This is a genomic window from Microcystis flos-aquae FACHB-1344, from assembly GCF_014698375.1.
Lineage (GTDB): Bacteria > Cyanobacteriota > Cyanobacteriia > Cyanobacteriales > Microcystaceae > Microcystis > Microcystis aeruginosa.
Window position 1 is genome coordinate 1 of record NZ_JACJSW010000016.1, and the last position, 16,043, is coordinate 16,043.

General features: G+C 40.4%; 10 protein-coding genes and 2 pseudogenes. 4 read left to right on the plus strand and 8 right to left on the minus strand.

From position 1 onward, the window contains the following. The 3 genes and pseudogenes from H6G48_RS00620 to H6G48_RS00630 form a co-directional block, all read left to right on the plus strand. A pseudogene (locus H6G48_RS00620) lies at positions 1–546 on the plus strand (transposase); the annotation flags it as partial. A gap of 92 nt (positions 547–638) precedes the next feature. Further along, positions 639–830, plus strand: a complete 192-nt coding sequence (locus H6G48_RS00625) for a hypothetical protein (protein WP_190718055.1) — start codon at positions 639–641, stop codon at positions 828–830. A 318-nt stretch (positions 831–1,148) separates the two neighbouring features. After that, positions 1,149–1,619, plus strand: a complete 471-nt coding sequence (locus H6G48_RS00630; protein WP_190718057.1) for a hypothetical protein — start codon at positions 1,149–1,151, stop codon at positions 1,617–1,619. A 29-nt stretch (positions 1,620–1,648) separates the two neighbouring features. Here the strand turns inward: H6G48_RS00630 and H6G48_RS00635 are convergent, their stop codons facing one another. Further along, on the minus strand, positions 1,649–3,538 hold the full coding sequence (locus H6G48_RS00635; RefSeq protein WP_190718060.1) for an ABC-F family ATP-binding cassette domain-containing protein: 1,890 nt from the start codon (positions 3,536–3,538) through the stop codon (positions 1,649–1,651). A gap of 190 nt (positions 3,539–3,728) precedes the next feature. Further along, positions 3,729–5,411: a chaperonin GroEL gene (groL, locus tag H6G48_RS00640; RefSeq protein ID WP_185236764.1), complete on the minus strand. Its 1,683-nt coding sequence runs from the start codon at positions 5,409–5,411 to the stop codon at positions 3,729–3,731. A 264-nt stretch (positions 5,412–5,675) separates the two neighbouring features. Here groL and H6G48_RS00645 point away from each other — a divergent pair, with 264 nt between their 5' ends. Next, positions 5,676–7,448 carry a sbcc family protein gene (locus H6G48_RS00645; RefSeq protein WP_190718063.1) on the plus strand — a complete coding sequence of 591 codons (1,773 nt, stop codon included), beginning with the start codon at positions 5,676–5,678 and terminating at the stop codon, positions 7,446–7,448. A gap of 50 nt (positions 7,449–7,498) precedes the next feature. Here H6G48_RS00645 and H6G48_RS00650 read toward each other — a convergent pair whose 3' ends face one another. The 6 genes and pseudogenes from H6G48_RS00650 to H6G48_RS00675 all read right to left on the minus strand — a co-directional run bounded on the left by H6G48_RS00650 (position 7,499) and on the right by H6G48_RS00675 (position 15,702). Beyond that, entirely contained in the window at positions 7,499–9,523 is a 2,025-nt protein-coding gene (locus H6G48_RS00650; RefSeq protein ID WP_190718066.1) for a potassium channel family protein, read from the minus strand. 173 nt (positions 9,524–9,696) lie between these two features. Next, positions 9,697–9,783, minus strand: a pseudogene (locus tag H6G48_RS27330) (SWIM zinc finger family protein); the annotation flags it as partial. A gap of 24 nt (positions 9,784–9,807) precedes the next feature. Next, positions 9,808–10,233, minus strand: a complete 426-nt coding sequence (locus H6G48_RS00660; protein ID WP_190718069.1) for a hypothetical protein — start codon at positions 10,231–10,233, stop codon at positions 9,808–9,810. Continuing rightward, complete coding sequence (locus tag H6G48_RS00665) at positions 10,233–11,501, minus strand: AAA family ATPase (RefSeq protein ID WP_190718073.1); 1,269 nt, start codon at positions 11,499–11,501, stop codon at positions 10,233–10,235. The genes H6G48_RS00660 and H6G48_RS00665 overlap by 1 nt, the downstream gene beginning before the upstream one ends. 225 nt (positions 11,502–11,726) lie before the next feature. Then, positions 11,727–12,566, minus strand: coding sequence for an SWIM zinc finger family protein (locus H6G48_RS00670; RefSeq protein ID WP_190718076.1), 840 nt, complete (start codon positions 12,564–12,566; stop codon positions 11,727–11,729). Between the two features lie 13 nt (positions 12,567–12,579). Further along, a complete protein-coding gene (locus H6G48_RS00675) occupies positions 12,580–15,702 on the minus strand; it encodes a DEAD/DEAH box helicase (protein ID WP_190718078.1) in 3,123 nt (1,040 codons plus the stop codon). Between the last annotated feature and the right edge of the window lie 341 nt (positions 15,703–16,043).

The following is a 16,043-nucleotide window of genomic DNA, read 5'->3' on the forward strand; positions in this document are numbered from 1 at the left end:
GTCAGCCTCAAATTCCCAACAGTCAAATTACTGGACTATGAGGAAAGCTGGTCAGAACTAGAAGCAAGTAGCAATCCCTTTGCTATAATAGTCATGGCACACCTGAAAACAAAAGCGACTACCGGGAAGCTGCCAGAACGGGAACAGTGGAAGTGGAGGTTAATCAGGGGATTATACGAAAAGGAGTTCGAGAGGGAACAGATAATTAAACTGTTTGAAATCATCGACAATATGATGACTTTATCCCCTGAATTACAGTCAAGTTTAGAGAGTAAAATCAAACAATTTGAGGAGGAAAGAACCATGCCTTTAATGAGTAATATGGAGTTACGAGGAATAGAACAGGGTAAGGAAATTGGAGCGTTAGAAAAAAGCCGTGATGACATAAAAACAGTTTTAACTGTGCGTTTTGGACAGATTTCTTCAGAAATTGAAGAGATAATCGGCAAAATCACTAACCCTACTATCTTAGAAGAGCTACTAAAATTAGCGGCTACTGCTAATTCTCTCGCAGAATTTAAGCAGTCTTTAGCAAAAATCCAATAAGAAAATCTTGGCGTAGGGTAGGCATTGTCCACCCATTCACCTTAAAACTCTTAGCCAGAAGCGGAGAACAATTAAAACTATCACCCTAATTGATGAACCCAACAACCGCCAATTATGATGAACCCTGGAAAGAAGCATTAAGCGAATATTTTGAAGCATTTTTAAGCTTCTTTTTTGCCGAAGTCCCACTAGAAAACGGGTTTCTCGGAGAAACCCGTTTTCTGGACTTTAAGACAAAAAAACGTTTCGCTGACAAACTCTATTCAGTTATCAGTTATCAGTGACTAATTGGAAGCAAGTAGCAATCCCTTTGCTATAATAGGGTTTGCTGAAAAGGTTTTCCCTGGTGGCAGGGTGTGGGGTTTTACCCATTTTCAGGTGGTCAATTACCTAATTTTCAGGGAAAAAGTCCCTGAATTTTCCCCCCAATCACTCCAATGGTCGGCACTTTTTGAGGTCAAAAAAGTCTAAAAGTCTTATCCAACAAGGTTTTTAGATTTATTCAGCAAACCATAGCTACCGTTCGCTGTTCCCTGTTCTCCAAAACCAGAGACTTCGTACCTCACCATTAGGATAACTGCTGTAAATGAAATAACCGACTAATGAAAAAGATAATATTGACTTTACTATTAGCTTGGCTTTTAGTTGCTAACATGAATAGCCAAGGGGTTTTAGCAGTGACGATCGATTTTCAATGGTTGGGAAATCAGGGTTATACAGCTAAAGGTTCTTTTAGTTATGATGAAAAAACGGCCCCGACTATCTTTTCGGAAAAAGGTTTGGGAAAAATGCGAGTTTTAGAAAATTTTCAAGTATCTTTTTATGATAACAGTGGTCAAGAGATCGCTAAATACGATAATGTCAGCGAGGGAATTTCCTCGGCTAATTATTTTCAGTTTAATTTTAATACCAAAACCGGTCAAGTTTTCGGCTCGATCGATCTGGGGGGTGAAGGGATGGGGGAAATCTATCTTCAAGGGGTGGTTAACGATAATTTGGCCCTCTTGCGGGTGGAGTCGGTAGATCTGGTCATGGATGAGGATGATTCACCGGAAATTATCACTCAGTTTTGACTAAATCGATCGGGAAAATAGGGATTATCCTAGCCTAATTTTTCCGCTAATTCTAACCAGCGATCGGTTAAATTATCAATTTTTTGACTTAATTGAGCTAATTCTTCGGTCAGAGCGGTTATTTTGGTAAAATCTTCTAGGGGTTCTCCATAAAGTACCTGTTCAATTTCAGCTTTTTTTGCTTCTAAAATTGGTATTTGTTTTTCGATATCTTCGTATTCTTTTTTCTCTTTAAAAGAGATTTTTTTATTGACAGGTGACGGAGAAGCTTTAACAGTTTTTGGGGTGACTTTTTTTTCTTTTGGTTCCTCCTCCTCTTTTTTCTGATCGAGATAAAGGGAATAATTACCCGGATATTGACGGATATTACCCCCGGTTTCAAAGGAAAAAATAGTATCAACTACTCGATCGAGAAAATAGCGATCATGGGAAACGACAATCACACAACCGTTAAAGTCCTCTAAATATTCTTCTAAAATTGCTAAAGTCTGCACATCGAGATCATTGGTGGGTTCATCTAGGATTAAAACATTAGGTGCACTCATCAAAACTCGTAGTAAAAATAAGCGTCGTCTTTCTCCTCCAGAAAGTTTATAAATTGGTGCATACTGTTGATCGGGAGGAAAGAGAAATTTTTCTAACATCTGGGAAGCGGTAATCACGCTGCCGTCTAGGGTTTTGACTAATTCGGCCACACTTTTCAGATATTCGATCACTCTTTGATTTTCGTTGATATTGAGATCATCGGATTGTTGATCGAAGTAACCAATATGAATAGTGGAACCGATGTCAACTGTGCCTGAATCGGGGAGAATTTTCCCGGTAATAATATCCATGAGAGTAGATTTTCCTACCCCATTACTGCCAATAATACCGATGCGATCTTCGGGGGTAAAAATATAGGTAAAATCTTTAATTAAAGTATGATCTCCGTAAGCTTTCGAGATATTTTCTACTTCGATAACTTTTTTGCCGATGCGTCTTCCTGCGGTGGCAATATCGACTTTTCCCTCCACCTGTTTAAATTCCTTATTACCCATTGCCTGAATGCGATCAATCCGCGCTTTTTGTTTGGTACTGCGCGCTTTTGGTCCCCGGGATAACCATTCTAATTCCCGTCGTAAAACTCCCGCGTGTTTGCGTTGACTACTGGCGATCGATTCTTCCGCTAAAGCTTTTTTTTCTAGATAATAGGCATAATTACCGGAATAAGTAGATAAATCTCCCCGATCGATTTCAATGATGCGATTAGTCACTCGATCGAGAAAATAGCGATCGTGAGTAATTAATAATAATCCTCCCCGAAAACGGGACAAATAACTCTGTAACCACTCCACGGAAAGTGCGTCTAAATGGTTGGTGGGTTCATCCATCAATAAACAGTCAGGATCGGCTAAAAGTGCGGTAGCGATGGCGATTCTTTTGCGATATCCCCCCGATAAATCTCCCACGCGAGCATTAAAATTATCGATGCCCAGTTTACTTAAAATAACTTTAGCATTGGTTTCTAAATCCCAGGCGGCAAGTTTATCAATTTGTTGCGAAACCCTTGACAAACGCTCCATAATAGTATCCAGATTTTCTGGCTCATGGACAAGGCGATCGGACAATTCCTCGTATTCCTTAATTAAAGTCATGCTTTCGCCACTATCGGCGAAAACCTGCTCTAAAACCGTTTTATCGTCGTCTAGCTCCGGTTGCTGGGGTAAATAGACGATTTTCATCCCGGAATTGATTTGAATTTCGCCACCATCGATCGATTCTAAACCGGCGATCATTTTCAATAGGGTCGATTTTCCCGATCCATTCGTACCGATCAGGCCGACTTTATCGCGATCATCGAGACTAAAACTCGCATCTTTGAGAATTTCCTTGATACCGAAGTCTTTTTTGAGCGATCGAACCGTCAGCAGTGTCATGATTTCTGGGAATAATCCTTCTTTTCTAGTGTAGTGTCTGGACTAATGCAAAGGATAGATTAAGCAGGTTCTGCTGAAAAAGTTTTTCCTGGGGAAAAAAAACCTGTCCCTAATGCCGACGATAACGAGAAAAGGGACAGATTGGCTCAATTGCATGAGATTATTTTCAGGGGCCAGACGGCATCAGGAATTACATCATGCCCATGCCACCCATGCCACCCATGCCGCCCATGCCACCCATGCCGCCCATGCCACCCATGCCGCCCATATCGGGGGCTGCGGCTTCTTTAACGGGTTTTTCGACCACGAGGGCTTCCGTAGTTAAGACCATACCGGCGATGGAAGCGGCGTTTTGAACGGCTGACCGCACCACTTTAGCCGGATCGATAATTCCGGCGGCGATTAAGTCTTCGTACTTGCCGGTGAGGACATTATAACCGACGCTAAAAGCGGTATCGCGCACACCTTCCACGATCACATCGCCTTCCACGCCGGCGTTGTTGGCTAACTGACGCAGGGGGGCTTCTAGGGCTTTAGCGACGATATCGGCGGCGACTTTTTCCTCATCGTTAGTCAAAGAAGCTTTGAAAGCCTTCACCTTAGAAGCCAGATGAATCAAGGTTGTACCACCGCCCGGGACGATACCTTCTTCCACGGCGGCTTTGGTGGCATTGAGGGCATCTTCGATGCGGAGTTTGCGATCCTTGAGTTCGGTTTCTGTGGCTGCCCCGACTTTAATCACGGCCACACCGCCGGCTAATTTAGCGATGCGTTCCTGTAATTTTTCCTGATCGAATTCAGAATCGGTTTCTTCTAACTGTTTTTTCAGTTGGGCGAGACGTTTCTGCACATCGGCCTTATTGCGGCTGTCCCCGGAGGCGACAATAATTGTATTGTCTTTCTCTAGGGTGATTTTTGCCGCTTGCCCTAGCAGATCGAGGCTAACCGTGTCAAGACTCAAGCCCACTTCTTCGGAAATCAGACGACCGCCGGTGAGGATGGCGATATCTTGTAAAACCGCTTTGCGACGTTCCCCAAAACTGGGGGCTTTGATAGCGACGACATTTAAGACACCCCGGGCCTTGTTGACCACTAGAGTGGCTAAGGCTTCGCCGTCCACATCTTCGGCGATAATTAATAGGGGACGACCTTGACGGGCAACGGCTTCGAGGACGGGGACTAATTCTGCGATCGCACTGATTTTTTTATCGGTAATCAGGATCAGGGGGTTGTCGTACTCGACGATCTGTCTTTCCTGATCGGTGATGAAATAGGGAGAGATATAACCGCGATCGATCTGCATCCCTTCCACTACTTCTAATTCGGTGGTTAGGGATTTCGATTCTTCCACGGTGATTACGCCATCGGTGGTGACTTTTTCCATGGCGGTGGCGATCATTTGTCCCACTTCTTCATCGTTGCCGGAAGAAACGGTGGCCACTTGAGCGATCGCATCTCCGGCGATCGGTTTAGCGACGGCGGCGATTTCTTCCACCAGATAGGCGATGGTTTTGTCTAGTCCGCGTCTTAAGGCGACGGGATTGGCCCCGGCGGTAACGTTTTTGAGACCTTCTTTAATTAAAGCCTGGGCGATGATGGTGGCGGTAGTGGTGCCATCTCCCGCTAAATCTTTGGTTTTTGCCGCTACTTCCTGAATTAATCTCGCCCCGGTGTTTTCGAGGGGATCGGACAATTCGATTTCTTTGGCGACGGTGATGCCGTCATTAACGATCTGGGGGGCGCCGTATTTCTTTTCTAACAAGACATTGCGTCCTTTCGGACCGAGGGTGATTTTTACCGCATCGGCCAAGGCGTTGACACCTCTTTCTAGGGCGCGACGGGATTCATCTTTAAAGGCAATGATTTTGGACATGGTATCGCTGTTGTGATAGGACTCCTTATAGTTAATTTAGCACTCTTAGGGCCTGAGTGCTAAGATGCGGCTGCGGTCATTGAGGAGATAACGATGTTGAGGAGATAACGATGTTATGTCCCTACGGCAGACTGAATTGAGTTAAAAAAATAAAAATTTATCAAGATTTATGAATAATTGCAGAAAATCAATGATAACTATTGTAGCATCTGGAAGCTAACCGAATTTTAGCCCATTTTCGCCTTTTTTTAGGAGAAGATAATCATGATTAATCCAAATCCTGCTATCGAACAAAAAATTAATCAATTTATTCTGGAAACCCAAAATAAATTTAGTCAGGATAAATCAGCTACCCTTGCTAGTTACCAAACAGAAGCCAAAACAATCACTCAAGAGACTAATAATTTAAGAGATGAACTTATTCAAAAACTAGGTGAATTAACTTTTTCAGACCCTTTACCTAGCAGAGAAGAATTAGAAAAACAAATAATAGCTCATACAGATCAGCTTGTGGAGACAATCAACCTTTTATCTACGGGCAAAAGTTCAGAAACTCCTCTTGATACTTTCAGCCAAGAAACTGATAGTTTAGTTACAACAATTACGACTCTATTCGATGCTAATGCTAACGTTCCAAACTTGCCAAAACTCAAGGAAAAACTAACTGCTTGGCAAACAAAAATTAAAGATACTTTGGTTAAATTTTCCACGACTGTGGAATTACAACAGAAAAATGAGTCTTTGATTGCTGAACTGAAGGATAACTTAGACAAATATAGTTCAATTCCTGAAGTAGATGAACCCTTTGAAAAGTTAGTCAAGGAATTTAAAGATAATTTTGCACAACTACAAGAAGCAAGTGTTTTATTTCAAACTTTAGACGATTTAATCAATGAAATTAAAGCTAGAGATGAGGTGATTAAACTAAATCAAAGAATTGATACTTTGCTGGGAAAAACTAAAGAACAAGTAGCGGGATTCCCTCCAGAATTAGACCGGGAAGTACAGGGAGAATTAGCCAAATTAATTATAATACTAGGGATAGCGCAGGTGGAACTCATCAACAGTTCCAAAGCTTGGGATATCATGCAAGTAAAGTCGGTGGTAGATGCTGGAGAAATTGCGATTAAATCTTTAACAGGTCAACCTAATATTATTTTGGCACAAAAATTACGCTATGCTGCCGAAACAGGATTAAGAAAAACCCAGATGGGTTTTTGGAATGGTCTAGCCGACTTCAGAGATAATCTTTTCCATTCTATCAAAATACCTACAAAAGTTTTAATTGGATTAGTGTTAGCTCTCCCTTTGAATTGGGGTATTATGAACTCCCCTCCAGTGAAGGATTTGCTTATGCCCTTACCTCCAATCTCAAATTCTAGTAACCAAAATACTGAGGACAAAGATGGAAATTTTAGACTCTTGATATTGATATTGATGACAGGGACTTTAGGGGGAGCAGTTAGTCTTCTAACTCGTTTGCAAGACTTTGATAATCCCAAAAATCAAAAATATGACGATGACTTCTTGCCATTGTCAATTGGTTTAACCAAACCCATTTTAGGGGGAAGTTTCGCTTTCTTTATTCTGCTAATTCTTAACTCTAGCATTTCTCCCTTACAAATTCGGACTGACAATGGAAATAAGGGGAATGACACCTATTTATATGGACTTTTGACAATGGCTTTTGTGGCTGGATTTAGCGAACGTCTTATTCCCGATTTAATTAATCAAGTGGAGAAAAAAGTAACTGTAGAGGCTAGTTCCACTGGACAGGGACTACCTCCAACGATTTTGATCGCTCCGCCTATCGCAAGTTTAGCATTAAACGGGGAGAAAGAATTTAGCATTAATCCCGTTGGTAACTACACCATCACAATCTCACCGCCAGAAAGCGGTAAAATTGATAAAAATACCACTGATGCCAAATTTACCTACACTGCACCCCCACAAGGAAATGCTGGGGATAAAATTACTATTACTGCCACTTCTGATTCTGGACAAACTGCCAAGGCTACGGTCACTTTAACTGCATAAAAAAAGACCAAGAGAGCCTTCTAGTTTGACAAAAAAAGGATAACTCCCATTTACCCCGATTTCGGGTTAATTGGAATGGCCAATGCTTGAACTTGAATTTTTTTTAACTCGGAAACTAATCGAATCGCCTGCTGTTCGTAGAGGGGAGCGCCCAGGGTCGCTGGCAAATTTTCCATGAGATCGCTGGCGGTTTTCAGGGGACAATTAGAAAAACGACTGATTACGGTGGGTGCTTCCGCGGCAATATTGCGGTTAAAGGCTTTTTCCACCCGCACGCGCCAAGTTTTGGGAGTGCGACGACCCTGTTCCACCCGTCGCAGTCCGTTGATGGTGGCCAGCACCACAATGCGATCGCCGATGCGTAAATTGAGATAATCTTCGGGCATTAATTTCGGGGCTTGCCGTTCTCGTTGGTGTAGGATCGGCACAACTCGATAACCGTAGGCAATATCCCCGATCGAGCTACCATTGAGAGTATCTCCGGCTTCGATCTCGTATTCCGTCACCAGAATCGTTTTTTGCGCCCAACGGAACAGATAGATGATATTTTCTCCGAAAGCGGCCCCCGTAAAGGCTTCTGCCGCCACGGTGTTGGTTCCTAAAATGTGAGAGCGGGGCAGAATTTGACTTAATTGTTGACTAAGGTTGTCGTCGGTGGTGCGGATGACTAAGTAGCTTTGGGGGTTGAGTTTGCGGGTGGTTAGGGCCACTTCTAAATTGAGGATTTCGTCATCAGTAACAATCGCTATACTTTTAGCCCTGTCTAAATTGACATTTTTTAAAGATTCTTCGATATTTCCCGTCATCAGGGGCATTTTTGGCAGGATAGTTGCATCAAAATCCCTATTTAAGCTGACCCCAACGATTGCCTGTTGCATTTCTAGTAATAAATTAGCCACTTCTTTGCCGACTCGACCTAAGCCCACAATAACGATATGATTCTGTTGGGGAACTGGGGGACGGTTAGGGATAAATTGAAATCTTGATGATAATAAAGTTTCTGTCAAAATGGCATAGAGAACCCCGATAAAAGCGGTTCCAGCTAAGGTTAAAAAGAGACTAAATAGCTGCATCCACCAGGGAACTGCATTTAAATCTTCGGGGTTAGAGGCACCGAAAACATCGCCATAACCACCTAATAAAAGAATCGCCGTTCCTGAAAGAGCGGAAATAAAGGAAGCTCTCGGGGCGTAGAGATGGAAAAGAAAAGTCCCGATAATTACTAGCAGGATAATGATAAATACTGACATGAAAGCCACCCGGTGAATTTGCTGCTGAAAACTCAATTGCCAGAATTGTTGGATTTCTTTGAGCAATTTTTGCCAAAAATGCCGCAACTTCTGGCGAGAATTTGAAGGTTTCTGGCGGACAGCATCGATGTTTTGATAGGTAGTTTCGATGGTGGTAATGGTATCACCGGCCCGGATAGTGGTGGTGGGGGACCATTGATAAAATCCAGCCCTTAAAGGTTCATCGGGGGCTGTGTGTGCTAACAGACGACGGGTGGGGGTATTTAAATCACCTAAAAAGCGATCGAGTAAACCATCTTCGGGGCTAATTTGTCTCTGGATAATCCGCAATTTCTGACCGTCGAGATGCAAAAAACCGAGGGTTTCCGTGCCTAATGTGGCTAAAGCAAAGGCATTGGCGGGTAGTTGGGTGGGTTCATAGGCGATAAAATTGCCTAAACGTTCCTTAAGTAGCTGATTGAGATTATCTTTAGAAGAACGCACCACTAAGCGGGTAAGGGGATTTAATTGCCGAATAATTAGGGCAGTGGTGGCATTAATTCGCTCATCACTGGTGACAATTAAAGCAGCCCGACAGCGATCGATTCCCGCTCTTGCTAAAATGTTTTTTTGACGACAATCACCGATAATTATTTCCTCTAATAAATCGGGAAAATCATTAATTTCCCAACTGGGAGGCTGTATTAGTTCGATACCGACGACGCTAACCCCAAACTCTTTTAAAGACTTGACGCAGTGTTGTCCGAGACTACCCAATCCACAAACTAAAAAGCGATCGGCTAACTTGACATTCCCATCGACAAAGCTGAGAGATTCTTGGTTCATAGATTCTGCTTGTCTTAAAAAATAGAATGCTTTTTCAAACTTCTGATCCCCCCTTAATCCCCCTTTAATCTACCCTTAATTTACTTTTAACTAAGGGGGGTATTAGACGATTTTAAACACCCACCTGATTATAACATACCAGCATTTTTATTGCGTACCCGTTCATACATTTCTTCCATATTTAATTGGAAAGCAACGAAGTAATAAACTCCAGCAATATGTTTACAGGGATTTTCCCAATCGGGACAAGAACAATTAGTTCAGCTTTTTTCTGAGGGAAAAACCTAAATAGTGATTTCAGCTTTCATCGACCTGACTTTTAAACTAACTTCAGGATGAGATTGCTTTAATCTCGCTTGATAAACCTGAACATTGGTTCCAGCTTTTGGTACTCTAGAAGCGACAATATAGCATTCTTTTTTAGATTTTTTATGTCTTTCTTGTAAGTAATAATGATTTAGAGTTGACAATAATTGATCATAAGCTTGTTCAATATTTTTACCCTTGAGTTCAATATAAAGAGCCAAGCTACAGGGACTATCAATTTCTAACAGCCAGTCGCATCTTTTCCCCTCGATGATTAAACAATTATCTATTTTTATCTTAGTAACTAATTTCTGACTATTATTGTTGACGATAAATTCTTTACCATTTTCTTTAACTTTGACTATTTTATTATTATTGCATTCAGAACAGTGACTAATATCCATTATTGTTGAGCCTTTCTTTCTAAAATTTCTTCAAACTCTTGACTAAGTTCATCGGAGACAGCATCGAGGTTATTGATACCAATCAAGTTCACCTCTGTATCTAAGATACTTTGAGTTTGTCCGTTGCTAATTGTGTAGGCTGACACATCTTGAAATTGAATAGTATTTTTATAACCTAAAGATTTTTCCGCTTTGACAGGCTCAACGTTAGCCGCCATGATTTTATTATTCAAAGCTGTGAGAATGTAGGGACTATGGGTAGTGAGAAAGAAACGACAATTTTTATTAGCATAAAGTAAGGTAAATAGTTCTACCATATCTCTTTGAGCGGAGGGAAAAAGATGGGTTTCGGGTTCCTCAATAAAGAATTGATTAGATTCGTGAGTGGCAAAAAAGGGGAAAACTAAGAGAATTAATAACATTGGTAAGGCTTCTTGTTGTCCGCTTGAAGCATCAATTAAGTTAATCTTTCTCCCATCGGCATGATAAAGCCAATCTTGATCTTTTTCTCTTCCATAGCTACCCGATAGAATTTTTTCGGTAATTAATTTAATTTGATTATAAAGTTTTTTATCATCTTTTTTATCTTGGAATTCATTAATTATTCTGTATAGACGTTGAGCGGTTTCATAATTAGAGCCAAAGTTGATAATCAGAGGATCAAGATCAAAATTATTAGCTAAAAAGGTAAAAATATTATTGGTAAAGTATTTAACAAACAGAGTGCGACTAGCTGGAATAAAGAAGATTTCTGCGGGTATAAATCCTTCTCGATCTTTAAACAAGTCAGAAGAAGAAAGAGTATTTGTGATATATTCAATAGCCTTTGAGTTTATTTCCTGAGGCTTTAAGCTGTCATCTCTATCCAATCGTCTTATCTGTCTAATGATTCTATTATAAAGCTGTTTAAAATTTTCTGAATAGGTGAATGTTAATTTATAATATCCATCGGAACTTTCTTTATGTCTTTCAATAATAAAAGTAGTATTTTTAAAAGCATAACTTATTTTGAAGGACTGATCTTTCCACGCATATCTAGGAAATAGCTGCTCGAAATCTTGCAGCACCATGCGTCTGATAGCTTTTTGATCCTTAGCATTAAAAGCATAAATTTTAATCTTTAAAAACAAAAATGTTTCAAATAAAAAAACTAATTTAGCAATAATACTTTTACCAGTGGACTGTTCACCGATGATAACATTAATTTTTTTTATCTCTATTTCCGCATACTTAATAATCAGAAAATTTTTAATAATTAAGGATTCCATTGTATCTCTCTTATGTCCAGTCTCATAACAATACTAGCAGGTTAGGGGTAGATTTTCAATTACTGTCAGTTGTTAACCTGTTTATTCTAATCTACCCTCCTATGGATAGATACCTAAGTCAAAAAGTCAGCAATTTAGCTACAGCGTTTCTGATCAAGATAAAGTGTAACCTAATTTGGCATCGGGACTGACCCCTGACTCCCCAAAAGGAAAACTTATATTTTTTTAAAGTATCCCTGCATTTTTATTGCGTACCCGTTGATACATTTCTTCCATTACCTCGATAAAGGAAGTATCCTTATCCCAAAATGCAGGATAATCACCAGCTTTTTTAATGACAATTGCGGGAATAGTTGCGGCTTTGACTAACTGAGGATTTTCGGGTAAACGGTGATGGGAGTGCCAAAATTCTTTGAGATCAATTGTTTCTACTGCTGGTATAGTTTCGGGTTTGGTGTGATAGGAAGTGACAGGGTTAAGAGGAATTTCTTCCTCTTGGATGGAGGAGGAAAGCAGCTTACCGAGGGGAGTTTTTGCTAACTCTTGCAGTAATTTTTGACGAGAGATACCCCGTAATTCAAATAAGAGGAAAGGATCCTGATCTAATTGGGAAGCAACGAGGTAATAAACTCCAGCAATATGTTTACAGGGATTTTCCCAATCGGGACAGGAACAATTGGTGATAAAATCCTTTTGACTGTGGGGTAATAAGTGCAGATTCAGATCGCTAAATGCTTCATCAATATTATCGGGAACTTCTTTGAGCAGCAGTTTAGAGATCATACTCGCTCTTGAACCAAGATTATATAAAGCTTGTGACCACTCTGCTTTAGTAATTGGTTTAATCTCGATACTCACCTTATACAAAGGTTCTTTGTAAACCCCAAAGTAGGGATTAATGGAACCTCTCACCTGAGCAGTAATTAAATTACCGTCAATTTTATAATTCTTGACTTTATCATTTTTGGCGTAGGAACGTCCTCGACTCAAGCGCGCTGAGTCGGTAAATTCCTCTAATGCTTCTATAAAGCGTTGTCCCCACCAAGTTTTACTAAATTTATTCATGGGTTTACCTCGATTAAATAATTGTCTGTTTATTCAATGCGATTAACTGACGAAAACTTTCGTTATCTAATTCCGTTAACCAGGATTCATCATTACTAACAATAGCATTAGCTACCTTTTTCTTTTCCTCGATCATTTCATCAATTCTTTCCTCTAAGGTTCCCAAAGTGACAAATTTATGCACGAAAACATTTTTTTGTTGACCAATTCTAAAAGCGCGATCGGTTGCTTGATTTTCCACCGCAGGATTCCACCAACGATCGAAATGAAAAACATGATTTGCTTTGGTTAAAGTAATGCCAACTCCCCCAGCTTTTAAGGATAAAATAAATACGGAAGGTTCTGTTTCGGGATGTTGAAATTCTTCGATCATTTGTTCTCGTTTTGGTTGAGAAGTCCCCCCGTGAAGATAATAGGTATTGTAGCGAAAAGTTTGTTTGAGGTACTTTTGTAAGGAGTCACCGATTTCAGTAAATTGAGTGAAAATTAGCAAACTATCTCCCTCTAAAATTACTTCTTCTAGCATTTCTCCCAAACGCTCTAACTTATGCGATCGCTCAGGAGTAAAAGCGCTGTTATCCTGTAAAAATTGACGGGGATGATTACAAATTTGTTTCAAGCGCATCAGGGTAGATAAAATTAATCCTTTGCGTTTTATTCCCTCCGCTTCTTCTAATTGTTTTTCCACTTCTTTGATGACAACTTCGTAGAGAGAAGCTTGTTCTTTAGTTAAATTACAATACTGTTTGTTTTCCACTTTGTCAGGTAAATCTTTAATTATCTGCTTATCGGTTTTTACCCGACGCAGAATAAAAGGTTCCACTAATTTTTTGAGAACCGTGGACTGGAGACGATCATTTTGTTTTTGGATTGGCACTTCAAACGCTTTACGAAATTGAGTTTCTTTACCTAAATAACCGGGGTTAAGGAAGTTAAAAATTGACCATAAATCAAGCAGTCTATTTTCTACTGGAGTTCCCGTTAATGCGAGACGATGTTGTGCAGATAAACTCAAGATTGCTTTAGTTTGTGCCGCTTTAGGATTTTTGATATTTTGTGCTTCATCAATTACTAAACGTTGCCAAGATTGCGAGTTCAATAATTTCAAATCCTTGCGAACTAAGGTAAAGGAAGTAATGACGATATCCTTGTGACTAGCTACTGTCTGAAATTCGCTCTCATCTTGATAGCGCTTACTACCATGATGAATTAAAACCTGAAGATGGGGGGCAAATTTTTCAATTTCTTTTGCCCAATTTCCCACCACGGAAGTGGGTGCAACTAGCAGAGTTGGCAAAACATTATTATCTCCCTCTCTTTCCCCAATCAATCTAGCAATTACCTGTAGGGTTTTTCCTAATCCCATATCGTCAGCAAGACAACCATTTAACCCCAATTGTTCTAGGTATTGAATCCAGGCAACTCCACGCTTTTGGTACTCCCGCAGCGTTCCTTGTAATTGGGGAGGATTTTCGATCGGTTCTAGTTGACTAGGATTTTGTAATTTCTCTAGCATAGAACCCAAAAATTCATCGGTTTCAACAATAATCTCCTCTGGGGATTCGGCAGCTTTTTTCATTAATTCAATCAGATTCATTTCAGGATTTTCCTGCTGATATTTCTCCCAAAAATCCAGCATTTGCTGCATTTTATTTTGTTCTAATTCTACCCATTGACCTCGAAATTTAACTAGGGGTGTTTTGGTGTTAATTAATTGTTGCCATTCCTCTTGGGTAATAGTTTCTTCACCGATGGCTAATTCATATTGATATTCAATGATGTTTTCGAGGCTAAAAATCCCTTTACTAACCGGGGTAGATTTGCCTGATTTAGAAGTGGTTTTTAGCCGAACTTTAGCCCGTTGACGGCCTTCGGGAGTCCACCAAGCGGGAATAATTACCTTATATCCCGCATCTTCTAAAATCCAAGCAGTTTCTTTTAAGAAAGTAAAAGCTTCTGTAAGGTTGAGATAAAATCCCGTCGGTTTATCCGTTTCTAATCCTTGCCAAATGGGGGGATAAATACGGGCAGCATAACCCAAACTCAGTAAAATATTTTTGTCTAAATCTTGACCAAAATGCGCTCGTATGCTTGTTCTAGTTTCAGGTACTGCATACCAATATTCGTCTAATTCTAATCGCAGGGAGGGGTCTTGTTTAGAGATGAGGATAAAAGTAACTTGCCACTGTTCAATATTATTTTCTGGGGCCTCCGTTAGTTTAAAACCGAGGGTAAAATTAGATATATTTTGGTCTCCTAGTAATTGCTGTCTCCAAGTTTGCCACTGTTGATATTTTTCTAAAGCGGCAGCGGTTTGCAGAAATCCGGCAGTTTTAGTCACAGAGAAGCAATCACCTATAATTGTCTCGCTAATTTTTTTATCAAAACTGGCAGGAATTGCCGTATTAGTGACAATTTCATTGAGGAGACATTCGGAGAAGTGCCGGAGTAGGGTTTTGGGATCGTATAATTGTGGTGAAGCATGGGGATTTTCAGCACCAGCAAGACAAATGCGGGGAAGATATTCGAGATAGCGATCAAGATTGGTTTCGTAGGTTGCTGATATAATTTCCCAAAGAGGATAGATGGCAAAGTTTGCGTTTTTCTTGTTATCTGTGGCTAATTCTCGATATTTAAAGGCAGGAATATAGTTATCTTTGAGAATTATTTCTTTAAAAGCTTGACTGTAGTGATACCAAAAAAGTAGATCTGCACCTAACTGAATCTCTGAGGAGTTGTAAAGACAGATAAAGTGCAGATCATTGAGCAGTTTAAGTACAGGATTAAGGGGATAACAATCAATTTGCCAAGATTGCCATTGGCTATTTTCTGGGGGTTCTTTTTCTAGATAACGCAGTAATTCTAAGGAGGGTAAAGGTTGATTCTCGTGACTAGGTAAAAGAAAGTAGCGGGGGACAAATTGCCGACTAAGAGGATTATAATTCGATTGAACTATTCCTAACTCTCCAGTGAGAAAGCTAGTTAATTCTTCTTTGCTTAACTGAAAAGGATGATAATTATCGGCAGTGGTGCGACTCTTTTTCGGGGTGCTAGTTTCTCCCCAAAGATAAAAGCTACCCTTCTGAATAAATTCATCCGTTGATTGGGGAATCCAAGTACCGTGAAGAATTTTCATGGTTTTTAATGAGTACAAAAGAACTTAAATGAGGGCAATACTTAGCCTCTAGAAAAATTGTAGCGATTATGGGAGGATTCTCCACACTTTTTTGTCCCTTTGCGAACCCAGAAGTCCTCTGGATAAGAGAAAAAGGTTATTGACTCTCCCCCGCTAACCGCTCGCGCGGTGTAGCGGGGGATTCTCGGTTCTTAGGCTTTTAACTAGATCGACCTGGTTTAACCTGGCCGATCCCCGTCAAATCGCCTCCGCGAGCGTTTTCTAACACGGTCAGTCCGACCGCATTTTTTCCTCGGTTCTCAATTACCTTCGCTGATGCCGTATCTCTCGGTTCAATGTGG

Coding starts and splice junctions, on each gene's coding strand:
- H6G48_RS00625 (WP_190718055.1), top strand. CDS start 639: ATGAACCCAACAACCGCCAATTATGATGAACCCTGGAAAGAAGCATTA.
- H6G48_RS00630 (WP_190718057.1), top strand. CDS start 1,149: ATGAAAAAGATAATATTGACTTTACTATTAGCTTGGCTTTTAGTTGCT.
- H6G48_RS00635 (WP_190718060.1), bottom strand. CDS start 3,538: ATGACACTGCTGACGGTTCGATCGCTCAAAAAAGACTTCGGTATCAAG.
- groL (WP_185236764.1), bottom strand. CDS start 5,411: ATGTCCAAAATCATTGCCTTTAAAGATGAATCCCGTCGCGCCCTAGAA.
- H6G48_RS00645 (WP_190718063.1), top strand. CDS start 5,676: ATGATTAATCCAAATCCTGCTATCGAACAAAAAATTAATCAATTTATT.
- H6G48_RS00650 (WP_190718066.1), bottom strand. CDS start 9,523: ATGAACCAAGAATCTCTCAGCTTTGTCGATGGGAATGTCAAGTTAGCC.
- H6G48_RS00660 (WP_190718069.1), bottom strand. CDS start 10,233: ATGGATATTAGTCACTGTTCTGAATGCAATAATAATAAAATAGTCAAA.
- H6G48_RS00665 (WP_190718073.1), bottom strand. CDS start 11,501: ATGGAATCCTTAATTATTAAAAATTTTCTGATTATTAAGTATGCGGAA.
- H6G48_RS00670 (WP_190718076.1), bottom strand. CDS start 12,566: ATGAATAAATTTAGTAAAACTTGGTGGGGACAACGCTTTATAGAAGCA.
- H6G48_RS00675 (WP_190718078.1), bottom strand. CDS start 15,702: ATGAAAATTCTTCACGGTACTTGGATTCCCCAATCAACGGATGAATTT.